This is a genomic window from Desulfatiglans parachlorophenolica (assembly GCF_055394735.1).
Genome location: NZ_AP042460.1, coordinates 4,138,217 through 4,161,634, shown reverse-complemented (window position 1 = coordinate 4,161,634; position 23,418 = coordinate 4,138,217). Strand labels below are relative to the sequence as shown.

The 23,418-nt window shown below is 58.6% G+C and carries 20 protein-coding genes and 3 pseudogenes; 17 read left to right on the top strand and 6 right to left on the bottom strand.

Annotated features, from left to right (window positions below):
• Nucleotides 1–8: 8 nt before the first annotated feature.
• From ACZ500_RS19390 to ACZ500_RS19370, 5 genes and pseudogenes are all read left to right on the top strand, one after another.
• Nucleotides 9–134, top strand: a complete 126-nt coding sequence (locus tag ACZ500_RS19390; RefSeq protein ID WP_464229098.1) for a hypothetical protein — start codon at nucleotides 9–11, stop codon at nucleotides 132–134.
• Nucleotides 135–679: 545 nt separating this feature from the next.
• A pseudogene (locus ACZ500_RS19385) lies at nucleotides 680–1,020 on the top strand (DUF21 domain-containing protein); the annotation flags it as partial.
• A gap of 194 nt (nucleotides 1,021–1,214) precedes the next feature.
• Entirely contained in the window at nucleotides 1,215–2,369 is a 1,155-nt protein-coding gene (locus ACZ500_RS19380; RefSeq protein ID WP_464229097.1) for a baeRF3 domain-containing protein, read from the top strand.
• Nucleotides 2,370–2,433: 64 nt separating this feature from the next.
• Nucleotides 2,434–3,027 carry a superoxide dismutase gene (locus ACZ500_RS19375; RefSeq protein WP_464229096.1) on the top strand — a complete coding sequence of 198 codons (594 nt, stop codon included), beginning with the start codon at nucleotides 2,434–2,436 and terminating at the stop codon, nucleotides 3,025–3,027.
• Between the two features lie 252 nt (nucleotides 3,028–3,279).
• A pseudogene (locus ACZ500_RS19370) lies at nucleotides 3,280–4,895 on the top strand (phosphoenolpyruvate carboxykinase).
• 145 nt (nucleotides 4,896–5,040) lie between these two features.
• On the opposite strand, the gene ACZ500_RS19365 reads toward ACZ500_RS19370, so the two are convergent.
• From ACZ500_RS19365 to tsoR, 6 genes are all read right to left on the bottom strand, one after another.
• Complete coding sequence (locus tag ACZ500_RS19365; protein ID WP_464229095.1) at nucleotides 5,041–5,868, bottom strand: PCP reductase family protein; 828 nt, start codon at nucleotides 5,866–5,868, stop codon at nucleotides 5,041–5,043.
• Between the two features lie 69 nt (nucleotides 5,869–5,937).
• Nucleotides 5,938–6,750: a TSUP family transporter gene (locus ACZ500_RS19360; RefSeq protein ID WP_464229094.1), complete on the bottom strand. Its 813-nt coding sequence runs from the start codon at nucleotides 6,748–6,750 to the stop codon at nucleotides 5,938–5,940.
• 87 nt (nucleotides 6,751–6,837) lie between these two features.
• Nucleotides 6,838–7,149, bottom strand: a complete 312-nt coding sequence (locus tag ACZ500_RS19355; RefSeq protein ID WP_464229093.1) for a DsrE family protein — start codon at nucleotides 7,147–7,149, stop codon at nucleotides 6,838–6,840.
• On the bottom strand, nucleotides 7,146–7,415 hold the full coding sequence (gene tsoX, locus ACZ500_RS19350; RefSeq protein ID WP_464229092.1) for an HSGNPxU motif (seleno)protein TsoX: 270 nt from the start codon (nucleotides 7,413–7,415) through the stop codon (nucleotides 7,146–7,148). The genes ACZ500_RS19355 and tsoX overlap by 4 nt, the downstream gene beginning before the upstream one ends.
• 129 nt (nucleotides 7,416–7,544) lie before the next feature.
• Nucleotides 7,545–8,000, bottom strand: a complete 456-nt coding sequence (gene tsoA, locus ACZ500_RS19345; protein WP_464229091.1) for an LULAXC motif selenoprotein TsoA — start codon at nucleotides 7,998–8,000, stop codon at nucleotides 7,545–7,547.
• Between the two features lie 154 nt (nucleotides 8,001–8,154).
• Nucleotides 8,155–8,535 (bottom strand): ArsR/SmtB-type metalloregulator TsoR, encoded by a 381-nt coding sequence (gene tsoR, locus ACZ500_RS19340; protein ID WP_464229090.1) that lies wholly within the window; start codon nucleotides 8,533–8,535, stop codon nucleotides 8,155–8,157.
• A 748-nt stretch (nucleotides 8,536–9,283) separates the two neighbouring features.
• Here tsoR and ACZ500_RS19335 point away from each other — a divergent pair.
• The 12 genes and pseudogenes from ACZ500_RS19335 to ACZ500_RS19280 all read left to right on the top strand — a co-directional run bounded on the left by ACZ500_RS19335 (nucleotide 9,284) and on the right by ACZ500_RS19280 (nucleotide 23,403).
• On the top strand, nucleotides 9,284–11,923 hold the full coding sequence (locus tag ACZ500_RS19335) for a glycosyltransferase family 2 protein (RefSeq protein WP_464229089.1): 2,640 nt from the start codon (nucleotides 9,284–9,286) through the stop codon (nucleotides 11,921–11,923).
• Nucleotides 11,924–11,929: 6 nt separating this feature from the next.
• A pseudogene (locus ACZ500_RS19330) lies at nucleotides 11,930–12,148 on the top strand (NAD-binding protein); the annotation flags it as partial.
• A 30-nt stretch (nucleotides 12,149–12,178) separates the two neighbouring features.
• The gene (locus ACZ500_RS19325) at nucleotides 12,179–12,619 is read left to right on the top strand and encodes a hypothetical protein (RefSeq protein ID WP_464229088.1); all 441 of its coding nucleotides are present in this window, start codon (nucleotides 12,179–12,181) and stop codon (nucleotides 12,617–12,619) included.
• A 485-nt stretch (nucleotides 12,620–13,104) separates the two neighbouring features.
• Complete coding sequence (locus ACZ500_RS19320) at nucleotides 13,105–14,304, top strand: carbohydrate porin (RefSeq protein ID WP_464229086.1); 1,200 nt, start codon at nucleotides 13,105–13,107, stop codon at nucleotides 14,302–14,304.
• Between the two features lie 141 nt (nucleotides 14,305–14,445).
• Nucleotides 14,446–15,252 carry a DUF4198 domain-containing protein gene (locus ACZ500_RS19315; protein ID WP_464229085.1) on the top strand — a complete coding sequence of 269 codons (807 nt, stop codon included), beginning with the start codon at nucleotides 14,446–14,448 and terminating at the stop codon, nucleotides 15,250–15,252.
• Between the two features lie 13 nt (nucleotides 15,253–15,265).
• Nucleotides 15,266–15,499 carry a hypothetical protein gene (locus ACZ500_RS19310; RefSeq protein WP_464229082.1) on the top strand — a complete coding sequence of 78 codons (234 nt, stop codon included), beginning with the start codon at nucleotides 15,266–15,268 and terminating at the stop codon, nucleotides 15,497–15,499.
• Complete coding sequence (locus tag ACZ500_RS19305) at nucleotides 15,496–15,828, top strand: carboxypeptidase regulatory-like domain-containing protein (protein ID WP_464229081.1); 333 nt, start codon at nucleotides 15,496–15,498, stop codon at nucleotides 15,826–15,828. Before ACZ500_RS19310 ends, ACZ500_RS19305 begins: the two co-directional genes overlap by 4 nt.
• A complete protein-coding gene (locus ACZ500_RS19300) occupies nucleotides 15,825–16,118 on the top strand; it encodes a hypothetical protein (RefSeq protein WP_464229080.1) in 294 nt (97 codons plus the stop codon). Before ACZ500_RS19305 ends, ACZ500_RS19300 begins: the two co-directional genes overlap by 4 nt.
• Before the next feature lie 695 nt (nucleotides 16,119–16,813).
• The gene (locus tag ACZ500_RS19295; protein WP_464229078.1) at nucleotides 16,814–19,165 is read left to right on the top strand and encodes an SLC13 family permease; all 2,352 of its coding nucleotides are present in this window, start codon (nucleotides 16,814–16,816) and stop codon (nucleotides 19,163–19,165) included.
• 428 nt (nucleotides 19,166–19,593) lie between these two features.
• Nucleotides 19,594–21,489 carry a TonB-dependent receptor plug domain-containing protein gene (locus ACZ500_RS19290; RefSeq protein WP_464229077.1) on the top strand — a complete coding sequence of 632 codons (1,896 nt, stop codon included), beginning with the start codon at nucleotides 19,594–19,596 and terminating at the stop codon, nucleotides 21,487–21,489.
• Between the two features lie 69 nt (nucleotides 21,490–21,558).
• Nucleotides 21,559–22,104, top strand: a complete 546-nt coding sequence (locus tag ACZ500_RS19285; RefSeq protein WP_464229076.1) for a hypothetical protein — start codon at nucleotides 21,559–21,561, stop codon at nucleotides 22,102–22,104.
• A 54-nt stretch (nucleotides 22,105–22,158) separates the two neighbouring features.
• Nucleotides 22,159–23,403 carry a 4Fe-4S binding protein gene (locus tag ACZ500_RS19280; RefSeq protein ID WP_464229075.1) on the top strand — a complete coding sequence of 415 codons (1,245 nt, stop codon included), beginning with the start codon at nucleotides 22,159–22,161 and terminating at the stop codon, nucleotides 23,401–23,403.
• Nucleotides 23,404–23,418 lie beyond the last annotated feature (15 nt).

The window sequence follows — 23,418 nt, the reverse complement described above, 5'->3', positions numbered from 1 at the left end:
ATACCTTTTTGCCAACCGGTCAAAACAAGACCATTCTCCAGGCCGTGCCGACCCTGACCGAGCGGGGAATGCTCTTCTTCGCGTTTCTCACACTCCTGGCTGCCCTTGGTTTCCGCAGGTTCCGCATCGGGTAGAGAAGTGAGCGGGATATGCGGTTTTCCCGCACACCGTTTCGGGAGGATCTTCACCCTTCCTCTGCACTCCCGCCCAAGCCGCCAGCACCCATCTGCCCCTCAATCCGGGCACAGACGCCACCCGGTGTTCTGTCCCCTTCAGGCAAGGCACCACTGTCTCATCCGCATAGGTTGAGATACGCCCCGAAGTCTCTCTTCTACGCCTCGCCTGTCCCGGATCCCGTCCGCCTCGTTCCAGCAAATATCAAGGTCCTCGGTTGAAAGGGGCGCCGCCCCATCAGCACCCGGAGACCAGGGTCCAGGCATATGGCTTCGTATCCATGGCGAGCTGCTGCCTCGAGTGGCATAGGCGGCCGGCCGTAAAAAAATTCGTTGATCCTGACGACGGCGGAACCCGCTGGACAGGGGCTTCAAAAAACCCATCCGGAAAATCCGGCACGCGAGCCCCCTGCATGGTTATAAATGGTCATAAATAGATTCACGGCGACCGACAATCCCTGTAGACTATGGGACAGCTATGAAGGATGCTGCGGTGGTTGCCTGACATGCCCATCCTTTTCTGGATCGGCATAATGCTGTGCATTTCCCAGTCAGCCATGCTGTCCGGACTCAATTTCGTCTTTTTTACAGTCAGCAAGCCGGAGTTCGAGATGTGGGCAATCGAGATGCACGCCATGTCATGGCTTTGAGGCAGGACGCCAATTTTCTCCTGACCACAATCCTCTGGGCCAATGTCGCGGTCAATGTGCTCGTGGCCCTACTTTCGGGGTCGGTGTTAGCCGGGGTCACAGTGTTTCTGCTTTCCACGTCGATCATCACCCTCTTCGGGGAAAGCTTCCCCCAAGCCTATTTTTCAAGGCACGCCCTGAAATTCGGATCCGTGCTCTAGAACAGCACCCGGCGGATCATCACCGGCGGTGATATTCTCGGAAGGCGCTTACGGGCATTGTGCAAAACCCTTTCCTGGACTGAAACATGCTCGGCCATCTCGGGGGGGCATGCCCGGAAAGGAAGTAGGGTTACGATTGGTTGCAGCATTGCTAACCACATGAAATATCGAAAGAAACGGGGAGGTATTTTATGGATAGAATCAACCTTGATCGACTTCGGCGAGCGTTCATCGACCGGCATTTCGGCTGGTGTGTTTCCCTTTATATGCCCACGCACCGGGCTGGAAAGGAAACGGAGCAGGACCCGATCCGCTTCAAAAACCTCCTGCGCCAGGCGCAGGAGCGGCTGCAGGCCGAAGACATGCGCTCAGCGCAGATCCAGGATCTCTTCAACGCCCCTCAGCGTCTCCTGCAGGATCAATCATTCTGGAGAAAGCAGAGTGACGGGCTGGCGGTGTTTTTCTCCGAGGATGCCCTCGAGTTTTTCAGGGTCCCGATCGATTTTCCCGAATTGATCGTCGTCTCGGACCGCTTTCACGCCAAGCCTCTGCTGCGCCAGTTGACCAGCGACGGCACGTTCCATATTCTGGCGATCAGCCAGAACCAGCTCCGGCTGCTGGCAGGAACGCGCCACACGGTCGATGAAATCGAGCTGGAAGATGTGCCGCTGAATCTTTCCGAGGCCTTTCCGGAGGGCATCCCGGAAAAGCAGCTGCAATTTCATACCGGGACCCGCTCGACTTCAGGGGGTAAACGCGCCGCCGTCTTTCACGGACACGAACTCGGCAACGAAACCAAGAACCGCATCCGGCAATGGTTCCGAAGGGTCGATAAATCCCTGCGCGATTTGCCGCCGGAGGGGTCCTCCCCTCTGGTGCTTGCGGCGGTCGACAACCTTTTTCCGCTCTATAAAGAAGTCAACACCTACCCCTTCCTGATGGATGAAGGCATCCCGGGAAACCCCGAACGGATGAAACCCGATGAGCTTCACCAAAAGGCCTGGGCCATTGTCGAACCGGTATTCAAACAGGAACGTGAGGATGGCGCCGCCCGGTACCGGCAGCTGGCAGGCACCGGGCAGACGACGGCCGAGGTCACCGAGGCGGTCCTGGCGGCGCTTCACGGGCGGATCGAACTGGTCTTCGTCCCCGTCGGGGTGCAGGTCTGGGGCAGGCTCGATCCGGAGGCTCAGACCGTCGACGTGCACAAGAGCCATGAACCCGGCGATGAGGACATCCTGGATTTTACGGCTATCCAGACGCTCCTCACGGGGGGCAGGGTATACGCGGTTTCGCCCGAAGAGGTCCCGGACCAGGCCCCCCTTGCAGCTGTGCTCCGTTATTGACGTCACGGCACATTCCAGTAATGACGTCCCATCAGGACAACCCATTCAAGAAGGAGGCGACACCATGACCATCACCCTGCCCGAACTTCCTTTTTCCAAAGAGGGGCTTTCCCCGGCGATCAGTGCCACCACGTTGGACTTCCACCATGGGAAGCACCACCAAACGTATGTGGCAAACCTCGACAAACTTCTGGAAGGGACGGATCTGGCCGGAGAGACCCTGGAAAACATCATCGAGAAGACCGCCGGGAGCCCCGACCGGGCCGGCATCTTCAACAACGCGGCCCAGGTCTGGAACCACACCTTCTACTGGCACTCCATGAAGCCGGGCGGCGGCGGGGCGCCCTCGGGCGCCGCAGCCCAAAAGATACAGGCGGATTTCGGCGGTCACGATGCCTTCGTGAAGCAGTTCAAAGATGCCGCCCTGACCCAGTTCGGCAGCGGCTGGGCCTGGCTGGTCCTGCGGGAGGGAAGGCTGGCGGTCATGAAAACATCCAATGCGGACACCCCCATCGCCCATGGACTGAAGCCCCTTTTGACGGTGGACGTGTGGGAGCACGCCTACTATCTCGACTATCAGAACCGGCGCGGAGATTACCTGGATGCCTTCATCCAGAAACTCATCAACTGGGATTTCGTAAACGCCAACCTGGGCTGAGGAACAGGCGAGGGGCCTTACGCCGCCATAGCAAAGGGATAAAAAGGTTTTGAGGTCCTGAGAGAGTTATAAAGAGGCGCCTTGACCGGTTTGAGGAACGTGAAGCTGGAAAAAGGGCTCCCCGCTTTGGATCGCGCCAAGCTGCGCCGTTCGGAAAGACGGCGAAAAAACGATTGAATCGGATGATTGAATCAGGATCCAACCCCTCCAGCATCGAAGATGCCTTTGACCGTCATGACAGGAGGACAACCAATGGAGAATCGTGATCTGATACCCGACCATCAACTGGATGAGGTCGGTCTCCACCACCTGGGGCAGGTGTACTGGAACCGTTCCACCCCGGAATTGTACGAACATTCCATCCGCCGCTACGAGGGGCAAATCGCGCACCTGGGGCCTTTGGTGGTATCCATGGGCCAGCACACGGGCCGGGCGGCCAAGGACAAGTATGTTGTGGACGAACCGAACACGACCGGGGATGTCTGGTGGGGCAAGGTGAACGTGAAGTACCCGGAGGAGCGGTTCAAGGCCCTCCACGAACGGATGGCCGCCTACCTGCGCGGAAAGACGGTCTTTGTGCAGGACTGCTACGCGGGGGCGGACAAGACCTACCGGCAGGCCGTGCGGGTCGTCTCGGAGTTCGCCTGGCACAACCTTTTCGCCCGCAACATGTTCATCCAGCTGCCTAGGGAGCGGGCCCCGATCAAGTCCTTCGTTCCGGATTTCACCGTCCTGCACTGCCCCCAATTCCACGCCGACCCGGACGACGACGAGACCCGCAGCGGGACCTTCGTGGCCCTCCACATCTCCAGGAAGCTCGTGCTGATCGGCGGCACCGCCTACGCCGGGGAGATCAAGAAGTCCATCTTCACGGTCCTCAACTTCCTGCTGCCCGAACGGAACGTGCTCTCCATGCACTGCTCCGCCAACGCCGGCAAGGCCGACCCGGACGACGTGGCCATCTTCTTCGGTCTGTCGGGTACCGGAAAGACCACGCTGTCGGCGGATCCGGAGCGCCTGCTCATCGGCGACGACGAACACGGGTGGTCGGACAAGGGGATCTTCAACTTCGAGGGCGGCTGTTATGCGAAGGTGATCAAGCTTTCGAGCGAATCGGAGCCCGAGATCTACGAATGCACCCGCCGTTTCGGAACGATCCTGGAAAACGTGGCGATGAACACGAGACCCTGCGCCGCCTCGACCTGGATGACGCGAGCCTGACCGAAAACACCCGCGCCTCCTACCCGTTGAGCCACCTGCCCAACATCGTGCGTTCCGGCATGGCCGGCCACCCGCGCAACGTCATCTTCCTGACAGCCGACGCCTTCGGCGTCCTTCCCCCGATCGCCCGCCTCACGGAGGACCAGGCCATGTACCACTTCGTCAGCGGGTACACGGCCAAGGTCGCCGGGACGGAGAAGGGCGTGAAGGAGCCGAGCGCCACCTTCAGCGCGTGCTTCGGCGCCCCCTTCATGGTGCGCCATCCCTTCGTCTACGCCGAACTGCTGGCGAAAAGGATCAAGATACACAAGGCGAACTGCTGGCTGGTCAACACCGGCTGGACGGGAGGCCCTTATGGGGTGGGATCGCGCATGAAGATCGAATTCACCCGCGCTCTTTTGAAGGCCGCACTCGACGGCTCGCTCGAAAAGGCCCGCATGCGGCCCGAACCGGTCTTCGGGTTCCAGGTGCCGACCGAATGCCCGGGGGTGCCCTCGAAGATCCTCGATCCCCGAGCTACCTGGCCGAATCCGTCGGACTACGATGCACAGGCAGGCAAGCTGGCCCGGCTTTTCCGGGAGAACTTCGCCCAGTTCGAAGATCAGGCTGCAAAAAGCGTCATCGATGCGGGGCCTCGAATCGGCTGATTCAGCAGGAGGTAAAGCCACCCTGCCGACTGACCGCAGCGACGCGAACCTCGGCCGCTTGCGAAACGGGATCGGACTCGCCGGAATCTGCGAGTCCGATCCCGTTTTCCTGTTTTTCTCTACTGCGGACGATCTGAAAAGGCTGTCAGGCGTCTTTCCGGTAATGACGGGCTTCCGCCGACAGGAGGTCGAAAAATGCCGGCCCGGCCCTTTCCACCAGGGCCGCGAACCTTTCTCCACCCTTGCTGTACTCCTTATAGTACCGAACACAACACTCCAGCAGATGCAGGATTGTATCCGCATCGTAGAGGCCGGGGAGTTCTTCCGCCAGTCTCGGGTGACGCCCGAGCTTGCCCCCGATCAGCAGCCGATACCCCCGCTCCCCGCAGCCTATGGTGCCGGTGGGACAGGCTCCGATGCACTGTCCGCACCGGACGCAGCGGTCCCACTCGAACACCGGGCCGTGGCCGACCGGGTCGACCGCCACGGCCGCCTCCCGGCACACCTCCTGGCAGGCGCCGCATCCACTGCAAGGGATTTCCGTTCGCAACGGCGCAGCCGCACCGATCAACCCGATATCCTTGATTTGCGGCTGGGAGCAGGCATTCGGGCAGTCTGCCAGGGCAACGCGGAATTCATGATGAAGCTTCAAAGGGCCGGGCACCGTTCGCTCCAGAAAGCCCCGCAGATCCTGATCGAGGAAGACCTTTTCAATCGACTGCACCAGGCCGCTGTCTTCGATGACCCGATTGGGGCACCCTTGCGATCCGAAGCAGGCCTCCACCTGAAAACCCTGCACCTCTTCGCCCATCCGGCTCAGAAAGCGCTTCTTCGCCGCCTGCACGTCGTCCAGCGTGACCACCTGGCGTCCTTCCGCCGAAACCTGCGCCTCCACGCGCTGGCGGACCCGCTTCCGAACAAAAAACGGCGCCTTTTTCACCTCTGCCTCGGCATCTGCCTGCCACTTCATCATCTGCATCCACCCATCTCTCGTCTCTCACCGGCTATCGAACGTTCACCTTCGACTCCTTTACAGGCGGCTTCAGATCACACCGGTCGCCAACGCCAGGGCAATCACCACCAGAAGCCCGCCGGTCAGGGTCTGGATCGTCGCCATGGTGATCTTGTGAAGGAAGCGCTTGCCGGCCATGACACCGAGAAAGGCGGCGAGGGTCCCCGTAAGAATCAGGGGCCACTCTTCGGGCCCGATCGGATTGGCGGCCCTTGCCATCAAGAAGGTGGCCGCATAGGTGGCGATCCGCGCCATGTCCACCATGAACCCGATCAGGGCGTTGGTCCCCACGAAGGCCTCGGTGGAAATCCCCACCTTGGCCAGAAATGCCGATCGCAGGGCGCCCTGGTGCCCTGAAAAGCCGCCGAAAAAGCCTGAGAGGAGGCCGCCCAACAGGAGATGCCTGCGGTCGAATTTCAGCGCCCGCAGCTGCGGCAGAAGCTCGAAACAGGCAAACCCGAGCATCAGGACCCCCATGACCAGCTTGATCGGCGTGATGACGGCGGTCCGCCCTCCGATCGCGTAGCGGGCTATCTCTCCCAGATGGGAGACATAGCCGAGGGCGGCCGCCCCGGCAAAGGCGGCGAGGATGGCCGGCACCCCGAAGCGGACGACGAGCGCCCTGTCAGCGTGTTTGCCGACCACTGCGATCTTGAAGACGTTGTTTGCGCCATGGACCACCGCCGTGGCGGCGACCGCGACCTCGAGGGGAAAGAACAGGGCAAAGACCGGCATCAGAATCGTACCCAGGCCGAAACCGGAAAACAGCGTGAGCCCCGAGACAAATAGCGCGGCGACCCCGACAATCACGAAATCCACTGGATCCCCCTCTGCTGCCTGCAATGGACCACCGGATTTGCCCTGCCCGTGGGCCCCCCCGGGCGGGGTGAGTCCGATGCCGGGCCAGCGCAAAACAAACCCATCATTGAGTCAAAAGGTCAAGACCTTATCGGCGTCCATGGAAAGTCCATAGAGGTCATCCATCCATCCGATAGGGCAGGAGGCTGATCCCACAAGACTGTGGGATTTCATGCAGACGCCTCAGACATAGAAATCACCCTCGAACTGATTCATCTGCCCCATGACGTCGAACTGATCACTGCCGGCCTGTTCGAAAAGGACCCCTTTGCCCAGCATGAAGACGCTGACCTCGTCCCCCTTCTTCACGCCGACATTGGCCAGCCTCATGGCGTTGTAAATGGTCTCCCCGTCCTCCGTGGTAATGATGAACAACACCTTCATGGTCGACCTCCGTTAAGGTTTTTTGATAAGAATTCCTCCATCTTTTGTCTATCCGTCGCTACATCGAGAGGCAGCCATTCATCCTCGAACAGAACGTTGGTCGAGCTCCTGAAAAGATACCCTCTGGCCTCTTCGGAATCGATCGTGTAGATGTTCACATCCAATTTCCCGTTGAATTTCTCTTTCATGTCGTTGGCTACGCCTATAGCCTTTCTGCACGAAAGTCAACCTGGGTTGCCGCTGTGAAATACCATCAATTTGGGCATGCTCCGTCACTCCTGATATCTATTCATCCGATTTGTATGCAAACACGGTCTTGATGCTGACCCTTCAAAAATCACGCGGCATCCGGGACACCCCAGAGAAAGGATTGCCGTCGATCCAGCCGCCCATGCTCATCCGGGAAATCTCCCTTCCCTTTCAAGTTTGGACAGCAGAAACGTCGCGCCCCTCAAGGAGAGACCGAGTTTTTCAGCCAGCATTTCGTTATCCAACCGCCCGTGCTTTTTGGAAAGCGCCAGCACCTCCGCCTCCAATTCATCCAGCCAGTCTTCGAAAAGCACCAGCAGCTCCGGATCCGCAATCGAAAGCAGCAGTTCCGATTGCGCAACCTTGTTCACCAGACTCTGACACATCTCCGTCGGGTCGACACCTTCGCCCATGCATTCCGCCAGTCACAAATGCACCATGCTGGAAACCTTGTCGCCCTCCGACCGCTCGATCAGATTCATCAGAAAACGTTCCCGGGCGTCCTGATCCAGGTCCTGCAAAAGCCGTCCCAGGATCCTGGTGATTTCCGGCAGGGCTTCTTCCGGGGCCATACCGGCGATACTCTCGAAAAGTTTATCCATACCCTCAAGCTACCTCGTGTCCATCCGGAAAGGATTTCCCGCCAACCCATCGACCAATCCGGAAATGAGGATTTTGCTTCACACCCTTCGGGTGCTCCGTCCCACCCCTACGGGGCGGGTCCCGGTTTCCTCACACGCTTCTCGTGCCGGGATATCATCCCCGGAATCCCTGGCCTTCGGCCGACAGGCCAAGGGCCATATCGCTTAACATCTTCAACACATTCATAATTCTCTTGTCCGCCAAATCATAGTAAACAAAGGGGCCTTCCCGCTCCACCCTGACCAGCAGGGATCGTTTCAACTCCTTCAAATGGTGTGAAACCAGCGGCTGCGACAGATCAACCTCCTCGACAATCGCGGACACCGATTTTCTGCCACCGCTGATAGTCATCAGGATTTTCAGACGATTGCGGTCCGAAAGACTCTTCGCAAGAAAGGCGGCACGCTGAAGTTCTTCGTCGCCCGGCTGGTGCTGCGGCGCACACGCATCGCTGCAAATGCCAGACGTCCGATCCGGGGGCTTCCTATGCTCCATTTTGCCTGTCATTCAAAGCCGCACCTCAATCGCGCCTCCACCTCCGGGCCGCTCCCTGTCGCACACTGTCAAGGTTTTTTCCTATTCGGTCCGGAGTTTCAAAGGCGACGGCACCCGCAACCTGTCCCGATCGACAATACGGGTCACAGGGCCGGCCGGCGCAAGGAACGAACCATGATATGTTATCGTTTGGAAGGACAGTTCCTCCGCAAAGGCAACCCTGCAAAGAAGATCCGCCTGAACCCGACAGAGGCGGCATGTCTACCACGCCCAGTATTGCTGCCGGAGCGGACAATATAAATGTTCGTTTATATGTTTATCTCCATTTTGTCAAATGGATTCGGCAAGGAGGAACCTTGCGAGCAACCCCCTTCTTTTCTGGAACGATTGAATCTTAGTGGTTCCGGTTTCGGTAAAAAGCCCTTGGCCCCCCCACTTCGACGGGTTCTCAAGCCGACGGCCGCGCATGGCACTCTGCTCGCGGACCGGGCGCCGGGGGTCAAACCGCTTCCGCGTCCTTTCTGTACTATCTTCTCTCACGAAAAAGAATCCCTCGCGAAAAGCGGTTTCCGCCCGGCCTCGAGGAGGGTATGATAAAGGAAAGCGGCGCGGTACGAAGCGCTGACAGTCGTATTCTTGGCCCGTTTGGACTCAAGCGGACGCTTGCGGCGCGCAAGCCAGGATCCGACCGCTCAGACGCCTCCGGCCCGGACATCCCGAGCAGCGAATCCATTACAGAGGAAAAAACATGTTGACTCGCTCGAACATTCTGATCGGCATTTCGGTGGCGATCCTCACCATCTCCCTCTGGGCATTCATGAACCGCCCCGAGCAGGAGCCGCGCTGGCCTCCACGGATCCAGGGCTTTTCCTTTTCCCCCATGCGGGCCGGAGACGACCCGGTGCGATCGATCTACCCGAGCGAAGAGGAAATCGATGCCGACCTGGCCCTTCTCTCCGGCACGACCCACGCCATCCGCACCTACACCGTGGATGGCGTCCAGGGCCGGATACCGGAACTCGCTGAAAGACATGACATCAATGTGGCGCTGGGGGCCTGGATCGACGCCCGGCTCGATCGGAACGAAGAGGAGATCCAGCGACTTCTGAAGATCCTCGCCAGACCCCGCAACATCGTGCGCGTCCTCGTGGGAAACGAGGCCGCCCTCCGAAACGATGTTCCGCTGGAACAGCTGTTCACCTATCTCGATCGGGTGCGCAGGGCCACCGACATCCCCGTCAGCACGGCGGAGCCCTGGCACGTCTGGGTCAAGAACCCCGAGCTTGCGGAGCACGTCGACTATCTCGCCGTCCACATGCTCCCCTATTGGGAAGGCATCCATGTAGACAGGGCTGTGGACTACGTCGTCGAGCGGATCGATGAACTGAAGACCCTGTTTCCCGGTAAACCCATCGTGATTGCGGAGGTGGGCTGGCCCAGCAACGGGCGGACCCGGGTCGCAGCGGTGGCATCGATGTCCCACGAGGCGACCTTCCTGAGGCGCTTTTTGGATCGGGCCGAAAAGGAAGGGTACATCTACTATGTGATGGAGGCCTTCGACCAGCCCTGGAAACGCAGCACCGAGGGGGCGGTCGGGGCCTATTGGGGGGTCTATGACGTCGAGCGCAGGGTTAAATTCCCCTTTGTCGAACCGATTGTGCCGATTCCGCGGTGGTATATCCTGGCCGGCATCTCGGTGCTCATCGCGGCCATAGTCCTTGCTGTGCTCTTCATCGACAGCCGGACGCTCCGCAAGCGGGGGCGCAGCTTTCTGGCCCTGATTGCCTACGCCTCGGCCACGGCCGGCGTGTGGATCGTTTATGATTATCTCCATCAGTATCTGACGCTGACCACGATCATCGTGGGGATCCTGCTCTTCTGCGGGATGGTGGGGGTCATTCTGGTCCTCCTGACCGAGGCCCACGAGTGGGCGGAGGCGATCTGGATCACCGGGAGGCGGCGATCCATCGAGCCGGTTCTGGACTGCCCCGATGCCGACCTGCCGTTTGTCTCCATCCACGTCCCGGCCTACAACGAACCCCCGGAAATGCTGAAACAGACCCTCGATGCCCTGGCCGCCCTGGATTATCCCCGCTTCGAGGTCATCGTCATCGACAACAACACCAAAGACCCCGACATCTGGAGGCCGGTTGAAGCGCATTGCAGGGAACTGGGCCCGCGGTTCCGCTTTTTTCACGAGGATCCCCTGGCCGGCTTCAAAGCGGGGGCGCTGAATTTCGCCCTTCGACAGACCGCCCCGGAGGCCCGGGTCATCGGCGTCATCGACAGTGACTACCGGGTCAATCCGCAGTGGCTGCGTGCCCTGGCACCGCACTTCCGGGGAGATGCCTTCGCGCTGGTCCAGGCTCCTCAGGATTACCGCGATGAGCACGAAAGCCTGTTCAAGTTCATGTGCTATGCGGAATACCGGGGCTTTTTCTACATCGGCATGATCACCCGCAACGAGCGCAATGCCATCATCCAGCACGGCACCATGACCCTCGTGCTCAAGAAGGTGCTGGAAGGGGTCGGAGGATGGAGCGAATGGTGCATCACGGAAGACGCCGAACTGGGGCTTCGAATCTTCGAGGAGGGATATCAGGGCACTTACATCCCTCAGAGTTTCGGCAAAGGCGTCATGCCCGACTCATTCCAGGATTACAGGAAACAGCGGTTTCGCTGGGCCTACGGCGCCGTCCAGATCCTCCGACGCCATTTCCGCCATATCTTCGGCCTGCGCAGGAGCAGGCTGACATGGGGGCAGCGGTATCACTTCCTGGCCGGCTGGCTGCCGTGGATTACCGACGGACTCAACCTGATCTTCAATCTGGGGGCGATCGCCTGGTCGATGGCCATGATCACCAATCCCCGGAAAATCGACTCGCCGCTGATGGAACTCTCCCTGCTGCCGCTCGCCTTCTTCGCCTTCAAGGCCGCCAAGATGCTCTACCTCTACCGCACGCGGGTGAATGCCACGCTCCGGCAGACCGCTGCAGCTGCCCTGGCGGGCCTGGCGCTCTCGCACACCATCGCCAAAGCCGTCATCACGGGGTTTTTCACCAGCGGTCTGCCGTTTTTCCGCACGCCCAAGTGGTCCCGCAAGAACGCCTTTTTCCAGACCCTGGGCTCGGCCTGGCAGGAGGCCTGCTTGGCCCTGGTGCTTTGGGGATCGGCCGTCGGCGTCCATCTTTCCAAGCCGGTCCGAGACCCGGACCTCAACCTCTGGATCGTGGTCCTGCTGGTCCAGTCGCTGCCCTACTGCTGTGCGGTCGTCGTCGCCTTCATCAGCAGCCTCGGAAAACCGACTGCGGCGGTTTCGAGCGGGAAAACGGAGGAGAAGGCACGGGCGGCAACCTTTCAACAGGGAGATGAAACCTTGAAATCCTGAAGGCGCATCCCGGCTGGATCGTGTCCAGCCGGAAATGGTTATCCCGCGCAAAACGACTGCACTCGGATTATTTACGGCAACGGCCTGCAGTCCAGAAACCTGCTGCGGGCTGAAATCGACACGCGGCGCGGTGCCATCGCTCTGACAGGCAATGATGAGGTGAATTATCTGTTTGTCCAAAAGGCGAAGGAACAAACCAGAGGGATTACCCTCTGGGCTGCCTTGAAAATGGACTCGGAGACCCTGACCAGGAAAATGTTGCACAGATCCGGGATCCACCTCATTTTCGGCGCGCCGATCGACGTAGAGATCTGGGATCGCCGCTTCAATTCGAACCAGGTGTACCTCCAGCAGTGGCAAAGCCGATCCAACCCTCCGCGACACGCTGACGGCTGTCATCTGATGACGGGGTATCCGGGCAGCGGTTTGATTGCCGCCGCCATGCGCAGAGAAAAACGGCTGTCACCCGTCGCCGACGGCACGCGCTTCAAGAAAGGAGACGACGTCTATTTTTTCGTGTTCGAACCCGAAATAGACGCAGCTCGAGAATTTTTGAAGCGCACGGGTTGGCGATGCCTCGACCGCAGGGACCAAGAAGCTTTCACGACCTCGACCTGCCATCTCCTTCAGAGAAAAACCCAGCCTTCCTGCGTTCAGCCGGAACCGGAAGACGAAATCCCAGGCCCCCTCAAATGAACGGGCTGGATTACCGAACGGCGACGGATTGGAGACGAGTTGAAAAGTCCTGTCACGGTGTGCATCTCTGCCCGACGAACAAAAGAGTCCTGCTGAAGGGCAAAAAAATTGACGTCTTTCAAATGATATGCTATAGGGTGGCTTCTGAAATCTGCGGCCGAAGCCGCTCATATTTGGATTTAGGGCTGGTCCCGCACATAGCGTATTCCTGCCGCAAACCGGCAGGACCAACTTGAACAATACGGCCACGAAGGTCTATGCACCCGATAAGAGGGGGCGCTTTCGTGGTTTTTTTTGTTTGCAGGGCTGACGAATCACAAGAACGTCAGGCAGGGATCTTCGGGCCATAGACTTGGCTTATGCCTTGCGATCTGCGGCCGGCCGCAGATCAAACCAGCCCGTGCCCGATTCGGGGTGCTCCTCGAGAGGGCATGAGCATTTCCGTCAGCGCATTTCCAGGGAAAGAGAATACGATAAAGCACCTCATGATGTTGGTTGCCGTTGCAGTCGGCTCGATGCTTGCGACAACCAGTTGGGGAGGCCAAGGCACCCTGCAGACGGCAGGCCATTCATCAGACCAACCGCTCGAAGAACGGGATGCCGCTCCCACAGCTTCTGGATCGAGTTCTCCCAGGCTTTTCAAGAAAATCGTCGACACCACGACGTTCAACTGCATCATGGCCGGCGCGTATCAGTACGAGAGCCCGGGCGGGGCCGGCGAAGCAGATGACTTCGGGCGCGGCGCCCTGGCGATTCAGCCGGAAGTCAGCATCAGTCCGACCCCGGCCGACGAGATCTTCTTCAAGCTGGGCTTTGGCGCCGGAAGCGGTCTTAACATCGAAAAGCATTCGTTCGCCCTCGCCCCCTGGGCCGCGGACCTGGAAGACGACGTCAAGGATATCAACGGCCGCAATCGGGATTACCTCCTGACAGCCTGGTACAGGCACCTGTTCACCTTCGGGGAGGGGCACACGCTGGGCCTCACGGGCGGCGTCATCGATGCCACCGATTATCTCGACGAGAATCGATATGCCAACGACGAATATTCCCAGTTCATGAACGAGGCCCTGGTCAACGGTCCCAATGCATTTCTGCCCTCCTACGACATCGGAGGAGCGCTGGAATGGGAGTACAGCATCTTTGCTTTGAAGGGGGTGATCATGCAGATCGGTGAAAACGACGAAGGCGATGCTTATCATTTTTACGGCCTCGAACTGAACTATAAGCTGGACACCCCCGTTGGGGAGGGCAGCTACGGAATCCTCCTAGATACGACCGGCAGTGATTTCAGCGAGGCAGAGGGGCCCGGCAAGGAGGGCCTGAAAGGTGCCGGCATCTCGTTCGCTCAGTCGCTTGGGGATTGCCTGGGGGCCTGGATTCGCTTCAGATGGTGTGACGACAAGGCGGCCGTCGACTTCAAAAACCTGTACTCCGGAGGATTCGACATCAGCGGCAAGCTCTGGGGCCGGGAACAGGACAACATCGGCATCGGGTATGCGCGGCTGGGCGGCGGCAACCAGGATATAGACCGGGTCCAGGTGGCTGAGGCCTATCTGCGATGCGGGCTGAGCGAGATCTTTGCCGTGACCCTGGATGTGCAGGTTCTGGACGACCGCTATAAGGAGGGTACCGGTGAGGATGTCGACGGATGGATCACCGGTGTGCGGTTGACGGCGGAATTCTAGCCCACCATCCGGCCATTCATTTCATCCAGAAAAATGGATATCGACTACAAACCGCTTTTTGGCTCGTGCCTTCTGTGGACACCCGAAATAGGATCGTATTTGCAGGGAACCATGAATCCATCCAACACGAGGTTACACATCATGCACACCATCGTTTCTTTTTTGACCGCTGCGATTCTGACCGTTTTGATGACGGCATCCAATCCGGCATGGGCCCACTTTGGCGCCGTCATACCATCCGACGACATCGTGACCAAGGATGATCCCAAGACGTTGAGGCTCCAGGTCAAGTTCATCCATCCCATGGAGATGCATTACATGGAGATGCTCAAACCCAGGCAATTCGCCGTTGTCCACGGCGGCAAAAAGACCGATCTGCTGGACAGTCTCCAGGCATCCAAGGGAAAAAGCCCTGATCAGACAGAAGCATCCACCTTCTGGACCGCCGATTTCGAGATCCGCAGACCGGGGGACTACACCTTCTACACGGAGCCTGCCCCTTACTGGGAGCCGGCCGAGGACCGTTTCATCGTTCATTACACCAAGGTATGCGTCAATGCCCTGGGTCTCGAAGAAGGCTGGGATCGACCGGTTGGGTTGGAGACGGAGATCGTGCCTTTGACCCGCCCATACGGGTTGTGGACCGGCAACGTCTTTACAGGCCAGGTGCTGCTCAAAGGCAAACCGGTCCCGTTCGCCGAAGTGGAGATCGAATACCTGAATGAATCGCCCGGGAATCGTCATGCCGTCGTCCCCCCGGCGGACCCTTACGTAACACAGGTGGTCAAAGCGGATGCCGGCGGCTTTTTCACCTACGCCATGCCGAGGGCCGGCTGGTGGGGATTCTCGGCCCTGACAAAGGCCGATTGGACGCTCAAACAGGACGGCCAGGAAAAGGAAGTGGAGATCGGGGCCGTATACTGGGTGCATACTTTTGATATGAAATAGTTTCCATCCGGAAATGGTCTTTTTTGCCAATCTCGGCGTCAATCTGCACGTTTGCTTGTGCGGCGACCCACAGGTCGCCTCCGCGCAAACGCTTGATTTCCTTGATATTGGCAAAAAATACTCATTTCCGGATTGGAAACCGGGTTGCACCGGGAAATCATTTCCGGATAGATACGAAATAGTTTCTATCCCGGAAACAGCCCGTTTATCCCTGGGATGGATGCAATATCTATGGAGGACCACATGAAGGTCATGCGTTACGGGGTTTTTACGGTGGTTACGCTTCTGCTGCTCCATGGCGCGGCACTGGCGCACAGGGTGAATGTCTTTGCCTACGTCGAAGCAGGCAAAATTTACACCGAAGGCTACTTCCCAGATGGCAAACCGGTGGTCGGCGGCAAGGTGCTGGTTCATGACAGCACAAACCGACTGCTTCTGGAGGGGACGACAAACGATGAGGGGCTGTTCAGCTTCGACATCCCCCTGGACGATGACCTGACCATCGTCATCGACGCAGGTATGGGGCACAGAAACAGCTTCGAATTGAAAAAGGCTGACGTGGAGGCCGGCAGATGACTTTGGTGCAAAGAGGCTTCATCATCAGCCTTCTGTGTCTTCTCCCGATCGGCCTGCCGGGCTCCCTTCCCGCGCAGGACTCTCCGGAGAACCGGACTGAGGCCCTGGCTGCGCTCCTGAAAGAACAGAACAGCGCCTTGTCAGGGGATCTACGGCGCATTCAGCGTGAAATCGCCGCATTGCGGGCCGATCTCGAGAAGCCTGGGGTAAAAGACATCTTTGGCGGTATCGGCTACATCTTCGGCCTCTTCGGGGTCGCTGTCTTTGTCGCCGCCCGGCGTAAAGGATAGCCTGTTCAACCGCCGGTCGCTCCCGGGGGCGGCGCGATGCCGATATATTTTTGATGCCGGCGCGTTTCAACACCCGAAAACTCCCATTTTCGGTCTTCCTCAGGCCTCCTGAGTGCTCACCATTCAGTCTCCGAAGGTGCTTCGGCCGATGCCACCACGCCTTCGACAGCGCCATGGAAAGCCGCGCATTGCGGCCCATGCAGACAAAACCGCTTGGATCGACGCAGGCATCCATCAGAAAGCGCCTCTCTAAACAAGAACCGTTTCGATGGGGGTTTCACGTGAAACACGCGCCGGCCCCCCGGAGGATTTCAATAGCCCGGAAGCTGCGGCTATGGATTCAAGGTCCGTTTCAATGCGCGGCCCATGGTTCATGAGGGGCCGGATCCCGGGCCTTTGCACCGTCATACGCCACAACCCCTGTTTTGTCCAAAAACCCCCAACCTATCCAGCCTGTACCATCATTCTTATTTGTGGATTGCCCTTCACGTAATGCCCTATAATGCCTGTTGCATGGCCCTTTGGTTCAGGTCACCCTGGAACGGCCTTTTTGCACGATTTCGGCGGCCATCTTCACATCTCTTCCGCCTGTGGGCCGTCCTGGTCAGGACGTCTGTGCAGCAGGCGCTGTTTCCTTACGGAAACCCGTTTGAGCAAACGCACTGAATTCTTATAAGTCTCCGAGGAAAATCCGCTTGACGCTCGAGATCATCATGCTCCTTGCGATCGTCGCCGCAGCCTTCGTCCTTTTTGTCGGCGGCTGGCTGAGGGTGGATGTCGTCGGACTGCTGGTGCTCTCCGCCCTGGCGCTGACGGGGCTGGTAACCGCCCAAGAGGCGCTGGCCGGGTTCAGCAGCCCGGCGGTGGTCACGGTATGGGCCTTGTTCATCCTGTCCGCCGGGTTGACGCGCACCGGCATCGCGCACCAGCTTGGGAGGCCGCTGCAGCGCTTCGCGAAGGGCGGCGAGGCGCTTCTCATGACCGCCCTGATGGTTGCGGCCAGCCTTCTCTCGGCGCTCATCAACACGGTCACCGTCGCGGCCATTCTGCTCCCCGCAACCATGGACCTGGCCCGCCGCAGCGGACGCCCGCCATCCAGACTGCTCCTGCCGCTGGCGCTCGGGTGCCTCCTCGGGGGTCCGTTCACCGGCATCTCCACCCCTCCCAACATCCTGGTGACCGACGCCATCCGCAGCGCCGGCCTGCGCCCCTTCGGGCTCTTTGACTTTACACCGATCACCGGCGCCATCGTGGCGGTCGGCATCCTGTTTATGGTGCTGATCGGCAGGCGATTGCTCCCGAACCGCACCGCGCCCCAGGAAAGCGCCGACCACCATTCCATCGGCTCGTCCTACCAGTTCGACGCCCATATCTTCACCACCCGCATCCCGAAGGGGTCCCCGTTAGACGGCCGCACTCTCGCCGAAAGCCGGCTCGGCTCGGCCTTATATTTGACGGTGCTGGCACTTCAGCGGAAGCGGGTGCTGATGCTCGCCCCCCGCCCGAACGACATTCTGCAGGCGGGAGATACGCTTGTCGTGCACGGCAGCCCGGAACTCCTGCAGCGTTTTCGCGCCAGCCAGCACCTGCAGTTGGAGCCCGTCGAACTCGCTAAACACCTCTTCCCGCAATGCCTACAAATCGCCGAGGCGCGCATTCCCGAAGGCTCGCCGCTGGTTGATTCCACCCTGGCCGAATCTGGTCTGCGGCGGCAGCATCGGGTCCATGTGCTCGCACTCCACTCTTCGGCTGAAACCGAGGTCAAGGACCTGGGGCGCCATCGACTCGCCGACGGGGAAAGACTGATTCTGCAGGGAGAGCCCGAAACCCTCGAAAAGCTGACAGCCCTCGGGCTTATCTCGGACTTGCATATCGTGCCGGAGCACGAGGCAGGAATACTTGCCGGCGAGCGCACCGAACTTCTGCCTGTGCGCGTTCCTCCCGGATCGGTGCTCTCAGACCACAACCTGATTGAGAGTCGTTTGGGAAACGGGTTCGGTCTGACGGTGGTCAGCCTCGCACGCGGAGAGGAAGTGCTGTGCATGCCATCGCCGGACGAGAAGATACAGGCCGGCGACCTGCTTGTGCTGCAGGGCTCGGCGCGTGATCTCGAGGTGCTCGAAGGCCTTCAGGATCTTGAAATCTCGGAACGGTCCCCCAGCCTAACCGCCGAACTGGAATCCCAACAGATCGGCGCAACCGAGGTTCTGCTCTCGCCCAGAACCAGCCTGGCCGGCCGAACCCTCGCCGACCTCCTTTTCCGCGAGCGATACGGCATCAGCGTTCTGGCTATTTGGAGAAAGGGCCGGGCCTATCGGACCGGCCTTCAGGACATGCCGCTCCAATTCGGCGACGCCCTGCTGGTCTACGGACAGCGCCGGAGTCTCGAAAACCTGGCCCGCGACCCCGATTTCCTCGTACTCGACGAAACGGCCGCCCGCGCACCACGTCTCGAAAAAGCGCGGATTGCTGTAGCCATCATGCTCGGAGTCCTCGCAAGCGCTATCCTAGGCCTGGTGCCCATCGCCATTGCTGCGCTTACCGGCGCTTCGCTCATGGTGCTCTTCGGCTGCCTGAGCATGGAGGAGGCCTACCGGGCCATCGAGTGGAAGGTCGTCTTCCTCATTGCAGCGATGCTGCCTCTCGGAGCGGCCATTGAAAACACGGGGGCGGCCCAGATGGGAGCCCAAGCCCTGGTCGCCGCAGTCGGAGATCTCGGGCCGCGCTGGGTTGTGGCCACGCTCTTCATCGTCACCGTGCTCGGCACCCAGATCATCCCCACGGCGGCCCTGGTGGTCCTGATGGCGCCGGTGGCGCTCAGCGCGGCCGCGGCGCTCGGCATCTCACCCCACCTCCTGATGATGACCGTAGCCATCTCGGCCTCGTCGAGCTTCGCAAGCCCCCTCTCCCACCCCGCTCACCTGCTCGTCATGGGACCCGGCGGCTATCGCTTCATGGACTATGTGAAGGTCGGGGTCCCGATCACCCTCATCTCGCTGCTTGTCTCCGTCGCATTGCTGCCGATCCTGTGGCCCCCTTTTGGATAGTCTTCGTTCACAGAAGTGAGCCAATAGGTCCGGTCGAGGCCCGCTAAAAGCTTTTTCGATCGGTCCAGAATCATGGCGGCGACATCAGCCGGAACCCCGTCTTACCTCTCCTACAACCGGAAGATTCCGAAGGTCGACCAATGCACCGCCTTTTGCAGAGAACATCTGTCAGACCTTGTTATTCACCACATAATATCTTGATATTTTTACACTTAGCGATATTGAAGTAAAGTTTCCCTGCATATTGCTGCTTCGTGAAATCCTCAAGAAAGCACTCGATCCCATAACATCGTGGCTTGCCAATGTGTTTTTCGCCGTAAGAAACCGGTTGACATATACTCCAATATGGAATACTCCAATATGGACATCAATCCCGCGATCCGTTCCACCAGCTATTTGAGGCAGAACGACTCCAAGGAGAAGAAACAATGGGCTTAAGAATAACAGCAGTATTGTTCGTGTTAGCCTGGGCGGCGGTATCCGCTGAAGCAATGCCCGCGGATCAACCCGATGAGGAAGTGTTTGAAATAGATCCAATTGTGATTTCGGCGACTTTGGCAGAGCAAAGATTGTCTCAGGCACCTTCCTCCATCGAGGTAATCACCCAACGGCAAATCCAGGAAATGGGAGCCACAACGGTGGCCCAAGCCCTGGAAGAAGCCGTGGGCCTGATTCTGACCACCGAATCGGGACGTGTGGTACGTCCCTCCATACGGGGTACCGATATGGACCATACACTTTTGCTTGTGGATGGCAGGCGGTTGGCGCCCGGATTTCGAAACATGTCCGATATCAACCAGATCCCGACACTTATGATCGACCGCATAGAGGTCGTCCGAGGTCCCACATCCGCTCTGTTTGGCAGCGATGCCCTCGGCGGGGTGATCAATATCATCACTCGCAAGCCTCCCACCGAAACCATGGCCGCGGGTGTGGACCTGCGCGCTGGGAGCAACACCCATGCAGGCGGTGACACCGTTCTCCCCCAGGCCTATGGGAGTGCATCCATCAAACCCGTTCGTTTTATCATCGGTAGCCAGTACAAAAAGGTGAACGGCTGGGACTATGACGGTGCGCCTCCCGACGACGGAGATGACCTGGAACAGGAATATGTTTCGGGCCAGGCATCGGTGGACATAATCAAGGATCACACCCTCAGTTTTGGAGGATACTACAATCGCTTTGACCGTAATGGACTGAGATATCTGGAAAATACAACGAAAGAACGCGCTGCGCGCGACGATACGAGTGATGTGTTCCTCCGTTATGACGGGAGATTTGCTGAGGATTACGATCTGATGCTCCAGAGCTACAACGGAGAATATCAGAACGAGGTTGATGTTACACCTTCGACAGGGGATACTTCCGTTGAAAAAAACCAGCTCAATCAGCTGGAGGGGCGATTTGCGGCAAGATTTTCAGACTCTGCGATAATGACCATGGGAGGCGAGTACCGTCAAGACAGCACCAAAGTGTCGGGCAATCCCTCTCAGAAGTATGAGACCGACAATACTGCCGGATTCGGGCAGATAGACCTGACCTTCTTTCAAAAATTCAATCTGGTTGCGGGATTGCGTCTGGACGATCACAGCGACTTCGGATCGGAGTGGAGCCCCAGGGTGATCGGGAGCTGTAGGCTCACAAAACAACTTCGCGTGAAGGCTGGTTACGGACATGGATTTCGTGCCCCGGTTCCGTATGAACTCTATGAGACATCCTACAGAAGGCAAGCTAAGGACATATACCTGCCGAACGAAGATCTTCAACCCGAAGTAGCCGATAGCTATGAAATCGGCCTGCAATCCAGTTTTCCGGTGTTAAGGGGGCTTTACATGGAAGCAACCTACTTTCATGAAGAAATCGAAGACATGATCGAATCGGTATTACAGTCCGTTTCGGGCAAAGGCAAGTCAGAAACAAGAACATACAAATACCAAAACATATCCCAGGGTGAATCACAAGGGATCGAGTTCTTGGGGAACCTGCGAATTCCCTATGGATTGAAAATCGGCGCAGGTCTGACCTTTCTCAAGACGGAAAATGAGGATACCGGATATCAACTCACCGGTCAGCCCGATTTCAAAGGCAACCTCAATGCAGCGTGGCACAGTCTGAAATGGGGTTTGCGGGCCAGAATCGGCTACACCTGGTATTCGGGCGCTGAAGACGGTCAGGGCGGCCCATTGGACGACCATTCGACTCTTGACGCCTACCTGGCCAAGGAACTGGGCCGTGGCTTGGCGGTCTATTGTGGGATGAAAAACATCCTCCACGATGATGATTGGCCTGTGTTTGCTTACACGGGTTTGCATTGGGAATATTGATGTCGTTGAATTGCTGTAACCCTATCAGGATCTGGTCATTCCCGCTCCACCATCTGTGAGGAGTTTGCAATGAAGACGTCCGAATCTTTGGGCCGCTCCACGGCCAAGCGTTTCATGCTGGCATCCTTGGCGTTTCTTATTCTGGCGTGTTTGGAAGGACTGATGCACCCCACGAAGTTTGCCTTCAAAGGCATTTATGCCAATCTGTTTGGTCTGGATCCACAGTACATCAAGCCATTCTTCGCCTATTTCCTGACCAAGATTCATGCCCATATGGCCCTGGCGGGATGGGTAACGACCGCTCTTATGGGACTTTTCTACTATGCAGCCGAGGGCATTACGGGGTGTCATCGCTACTCTTCCTGGGTATGCGCAGCCAATCTCGCCTTTCAAATCCTGGGCGTTCTGGTACTGTGCCTGGGCTGGCACCTGATCGGGATCGCATCGATTCCCACCGGTTATGAAGCGGGCAGCCCGGGGTTTCGGGCTGCAGCGCGGAATGTCATACCCTTGGTAGTGGCAGGTGGCCTCATGTTGCTTACCTCCTGCCTGCTGTTCACTTACAACATCACCGCCACCCTGTCGATGCGGTCTTCGGACACACGGAATCCTTAGAACCCGCGTCGCCCGCGTGTGATGCCCCAGAACGACGGAGGAATCGAATTTTCCATGAAGGATGTGCACCAGAAGAGAACCTCGACCGCCTATCTTCTGCGCCTGTCCAAGATCCAGTGGGGATGGCTGGCAGGAAGCGTGTTGGTCTGTGCTGCCATGGTAGCAGTCGGCTGGTTCATCGAGCCGAAGGGCGGCCGGCCTGTACCGTCTCTAGCGACGACAATGAGCATCCGCGACATCGCGCCGAAACTCGGCGTGACCGGCAAGGCGCTCGCGCGCGAACTCAGCCTGCCACTCGACGTTCCGAAGGGAAAGTCTCTCAAGGAACTGGGCGTCGCCCAAAACGATTTGGAACATGCAGCGGCCCACCTCCTCGGACATCAATCCGGAACGCTCAAGTACTACGTATTTGCGGCGCTGGTCTTATGGGCTCTCGTCTTCCTCACACGGCTGGGACGTCCCGACGATTCGCCCCCTTCAGAGCGGCGGGTATGGTACCCGCGAGCACCCTATATGGCCACCCTGACGATCGCCGTGGCAGTCTGCGGGTTTGCCCTGGGCAAATCCCCGAACCCGATGGAAGGCGCCGTCAAGCTCTTCAAGTCCATGGTCGGGCTCTATCCCTCGGTATGGGAAAAAGGTGCCGCGCTGGCGTTTTTTCTCGTGCTGGCCGTGGTGGGAAACAAGCTGGTATGCGGCTGGGCGTGCCCTTTTGGGGCCTTGCAGGAATTGTTCTACAGTCTTCCGTTTTTCAAACGGATCAAACGCCGGAAGATCCCTTTCCTGCTTTCGAACGCGATCCGCGGGACCCTGTTCGTGGTGATGTCGTTCCTGTTGTTCGGCATCGTAGGCGAACGAAAAGGCTTTGTCGTCTATCACTACATCAATCCCTTCAACCTCTTCAATTTCGAGTTTGATCAGGTTTCTGTCGCGGTCACGATTTTCGCGGTATTGTCCGCGGCATTTGTGGTCTATCGGCCGTTTTGCCAGTTTATCTGCCCTTTCGGATTGATTTCCTGGCTTGTGGAAAGACTGAGCCTGACACGGGTGCAAATCGACGCCGACCGTTGTACTCACTGTGGTGCATGCACTCACGCGTGTCCGCTGGAGGCGGCTGAGCACAAGGTGGCGGGCCGCATCTTTGCCGCCGATTGCTACAGCTGCGCTCGGTGCCTCAACATCTGCCCGGAGGATGCGATTTCTTTCCGCCCGGTATGGCCACGCGCCCCGAAGCGCCGGACCATCGTACCTCAAGTCCAGAAAGATCGGTCCATCCGGCAGTTGGAAGGAAAACCTTAGAAACATCTTTTTTTC

What these genes read in the sequence shown, in the direction of transcription:
- ACZ500_RS19380 (WP_464229097.1), top strand. Translation starts at nt 1,215, where the DNA reads ATGGATAGAATCAACCTTGATCGACTTCGGCGAGCGTTCATCGACCGG.
- ACZ500_RS19375 (WP_464229096.1), top strand. Translation starts at nt 2,434, where the DNA reads ATGACCATCACCCTGCCCGAACTTCCTTTTTCCAAAGAGGGGCTTTCC.
- ACZ500_RS19365 (WP_464229095.1), bottom strand. Translation starts at nt 5,868, where the DNA reads ATGATGAAGTGGCAGGCAGATGCCGAGGCAGAGGTGAAAAAGGCGCCG.
- tsoR (WP_464229090.1), bottom strand. Translation starts at nt 8,535, where the DNA reads ATGGAGCATAGGAAGCCCCCGGATCGGACGTCTGGCATTTGCAGCGAT.
- ACZ500_RS19335 (WP_464229089.1), top strand. Translation starts at nt 9,284, where the DNA reads ATGTTGACTCGCTCGAACATTCTGATCGGCATTTCGGTGGCGATCCTC.
- ACZ500_RS19325 (WP_464229088.1), top strand. Translation starts at nt 12,179, where the DNA reads ATGTTGCACAGATCCGGGATCCACCTCATTTTCGGCGCGCCGATCGAC.
- ACZ500_RS19320 (WP_464229086.1), top strand. Translation starts at nt 13,105, where the DNA reads ATGATGTTGGTTGCCGTTGCAGTCGGCTCGATGCTTGCGACAACCAGT.
- ACZ500_RS19315 (WP_464229085.1), top strand. Translation starts at nt 14,446, where the DNA reads ATGCACACCATCGTTTCTTTTTTGACCGCTGCGATTCTGACCGTTTTG.
- ACZ500_RS19310 (WP_464229082.1), top strand. Translation starts at nt 15,266, where the DNA reads ATGGTCTTTTTTGCCAATCTCGGCGTCAATCTGCACGTTTGCTTGTGC.
- ACZ500_RS19305 (WP_464229081.1), top strand. Translation starts at nt 15,496, where the DNA reads ATGAAGGTCATGCGTTACGGGGTTTTTACGGTGGTTACGCTTCTGCTG.
- ACZ500_RS19300 (WP_464229080.1), top strand. Translation starts at nt 15,825, where the DNA reads ATGACTTTGGTGCAAAGAGGCTTCATCATCAGCCTTCTGTGTCTTCTC.
- ACZ500_RS19290 (WP_464229077.1), top strand. Translation starts at nt 19,594, where the DNA reads ATGGGCTTAAGAATAACAGCAGTATTGTTCGTGTTAGCCTGGGCGGCG.
- ACZ500_RS19285 (WP_464229076.1), top strand. Translation starts at nt 21,559, where the DNA reads ATGAAGACGTCCGAATCTTTGGGCCGCTCCACGGCCAAGCGTTTCATG.
- ACZ500_RS19280 (WP_464229075.1), top strand. Translation starts at nt 22,159, where the DNA reads ATGAAGGATGTGCACCAGAAGAGAACCTCGACCGCCTATCTTCTGCGC.